General features: G+C 65.3%; 1 protein-coding gene. It reads left to right on the top strand.

What is annotated here, in order from left to right; genetic code table 11:
* A partial coding sequence (locus ACWNZ1_RS29130) for a non-ribosomal peptide synthetase (RefSeq protein ID WP_456028028.1) occupies positions 1-3,311 on the top strand: 3,311 nt, incomplete at both ends.

The raw sequence follows: 3,311 nt of genomic DNA, 5'->3' as shown, positions 1-3,311 counted from the left end.
GAAAGCACCATCGCCCGTTGGGGCCAGCATTTGCTGCATCTGCTCGACGCGATGCTCGACGATGCCCACCAAGCGCTAGCGACCCTGCCGTTGCTGGACAACCAGCAACGCCGGCAACTGCTCGGTGGCTTCAATCAGACCCATGCCCCGTTTCCCGAAGGCAGGCTGGTGCATGAGTGGTTCGAACAACAGGTGCAGGATCGCCCCCGCGCCATCGCTGTCCAGGCTGAAAACAGCCGCCTCAGCTATGGCGAACTCAATGCCCGTGCCAACCGTATCGCTCACCGCTTGATCGCCGCCGGCCTGCGCCCGGATGAACGCGTGGCGCTGCTGGTGGAACGCAGCCCCGAGATGATCATTGGTATCCTGGCCATCCTCAAGGCCGGCGGCGCCTATGTGCCGCTGGACCCGAACTATCCGCAGGATCGCCTGCAGCACATGCTCAGCGACAGCTCGCCGCGAGTACTGCTGACCCAAGGCAACCTGGCCGGACAACTGCCACCGCTGCCGATCGCGCAGCTGTCGCTGGACGATCCAGCCGCTGGCGATGAACGCAACCCACGGGTCGAAGGCCTGACCTCCCGGCACCTGGCCTACGTCATGTACACCTCGGGCTCCACCGGCAAGCCGAAGGGGGTGATGCTCGAACACCGTTCGGTGTGCAACCAGATCGGCGCCCTGCAAGAGCGTTATGGCCTCAACCCCAAGGACCGCATCCTGCAATTCGCCACCATGACCTTCGACATGTCGGTGGAAGAGATTTTCGGGGCATTACTGTCCGGTGCCACCCTGGTTCTGCGCAGCGATGCCTGGATTGCCGGGACTGCGGCCTTCGCCGCCCTGTGCGAACAACATGCGATCACCGTCGCCAACCTGCCGACCGTGTTCTGGCAGCAGGTCAGCCGCGACCTGCATGTAGCGCTGCCCACCTCGCTGCGTCAGTTCATGATCGGTGGCGAAGCGGTGGGTAAACAGGCCGTGACCCAGTGGTTCGCCCGGGCCGGTCATCGCCCGGCGCTGTTCAACGCCTACGGCCCGACCGAAGCCACCGTGAACGCCTCGATCCGCCTGATGGAAAGCGATCACGACGACTTCCGCTCGATCGGCAAACCGGTACGCAACACCCAGCTGCACGTGCTCGATGCCAGCGGCAACCTTGTCCCACTGGGGGTCGCCGGAGAAATTCACATTGGCGGTGTCGGTGTCGCGCGCGGTTACCTCAATCGCCAGGAGCTGACCGCCGAACGCTTCATTGCCGACCCTTTCAGCACCGACCCGCACGCGCGCCTGTACAAGACCGGCGACCTCGGTCGCTGGCTGGCCGATGGCACTCTCCAGTACCTGGGACGCAACGACGATCAGGTGAAGATCCGCGGTTTCCGTGTGGAGCTGGGCGAGATCGAAGCCATCCTCGCCGGCTGCGCCGGTGTGCGTGAAGCGGTGGTGGTCGCCCAGGAGAGCAAACCGGGTCAATCGGACAGCAAGCGCTTGATCGCCTATCTGTGTGGTGAATCGGTCCCCGTTGAACAGTTGCGCACCGCGTTGCTCGCGGCACTGCCCGAATACATGGTGCCCAGCGCCTTTGTGCACCTCGAAGCCCTGCCATTGACCCCCAACGGCAAACTCGACCGCCGCGCCCTGCCCGCACCGGGTCAGGAAGCGTTCGCCAGCCGTGCCTACGAGGCACCGCGGGGCGAGGTCGAGCAGATCGTCGCGACCGTCTGGCAGGATCTGCTGGGCATCGAGAAGGTCGGCCGGCATGACCGCTTCTTCGAGCTCGGCGGGCATTCGTTGCTGGCTGTCAGCCTGATCGACCGTTTACGCCAGCACGGCCTCAGCGCCACGGTGCGCACCGTGTTCACCGCCCCCAGCGTACGGGAGATGGCCCAAGCCCTGAGCCGCAGCGAGGAAGTCTTGTTCCTGGCCCCGGCCAACCGGATTCCGGCCGATTGCACGGCGTTGACGCCGGACATGCTGCCCCTGGTGGAACTGACCCCGAGCCAGCTCGAACGTATCGTCAGCGCCGTGCCCGGCGGTGCCGCGAATATCCAGGACATCTACCCCCTGGCCCCATTGCAGCAAGGCATTCTGTTCCATCATTTGCTCGGGCATGAAGGCGACGCCTATCTGGTGCGCTCGATGATCGAGTTCGACGACCGCCAGCGCCTCGATGCCTTTGTCACGGCCCTGCAACAGGTCATTGACCGCCACGACATCCTGCGCAGCGCCGTGCATTGGGTCGGCCAGCCGCAAGCGGTGCAGGTGGTGCAACGTCGGGCCGTGTTGCCGGTCCAGCCCATCACCCTGGCGGCCGATGAGGATCCGCGCGCGCAACTGGAGCGTTTGAGCGATCCACGACACCTGCGCCTGGATTTGCAACAGGCACCGCTGATGCGTGCCTGCATCGCCCAGGACCCGCATTCCCAACGCTGGTGGCTGGCATTGCTGGACCACCACATGATCAGCGACCACGTGTCCCTGGGCATCGTGCTCGAGGAAATCCAGACCCTGATGCAGGGTCAGGGTGCCGACCTGCCGACACCCATGCCGTATCGGGAGTTCGTCGCGCAGATTCTCGCCACCCCGCCCCAGGCCCACGAAGCCTATTTCGCTGGGCGCCTGGCCAGTGTCGATGAGCCGACGGCCCCATTCGGTGTGCTGGATGTCCAGGGCGACGGTGCCCAGGTGGTGGAAACCAGTGTGCGTCTCGACCCGGCCCTGAGCCTGCGGATCCGCGCGCAATCGCGTACGGCCGGGGTGACGCCGGCGGTACTGTTTCATCTGGCCTGGGCCCAGGTGCTCGGGCGGTGCATGGGGCGTGACGACGTAGTGTTCGGCACCGTGGTCGCCGGACGCCTGCAAGGTTCACTGGGTGCCGACCGGGCCCTTGGCGTGTTCATCAACACCCTGCCAGTACGGGTGCAATTGGCCGGGCTCAGTGTCAGCGCGCTGGTGGACGAAACCTATCGCGACCTCAGCGAACTGCTCGCCCACGAACAGGCCTCCCTGGCCCTGGCCCAACGCTGCAGCGGGGTTACCGCGGGCCTGCCGCTGTTCACCACCCTGCTCAACTACCGCCATCAGACCGACGGCGGCTCGTTGGCCAACACAGACCAGGTCCTGGCCTGGGACGGTGTGCGCTTCCTGAGCAATGAAGCCCGTACCAACTATCCGATCGAAGTGGCTGTGGCGGATGAAGGCGACGACTTCTCCCTGACCGCCCAAGCCATCACTGGCATCGACCCGCAACGCATCGCCGCCTACCTCGGCCAAGCCGTGGCCGCCTTGGTGGAAGCCCTTGAACAGGCCCC

It is taken from the genome of Pseudomonas sp. CFBP 5748 (genome assembly GCF_053850495.1).
This window is presented reverse-complemented; position numbering and strand designations above follow the sequence as displayed.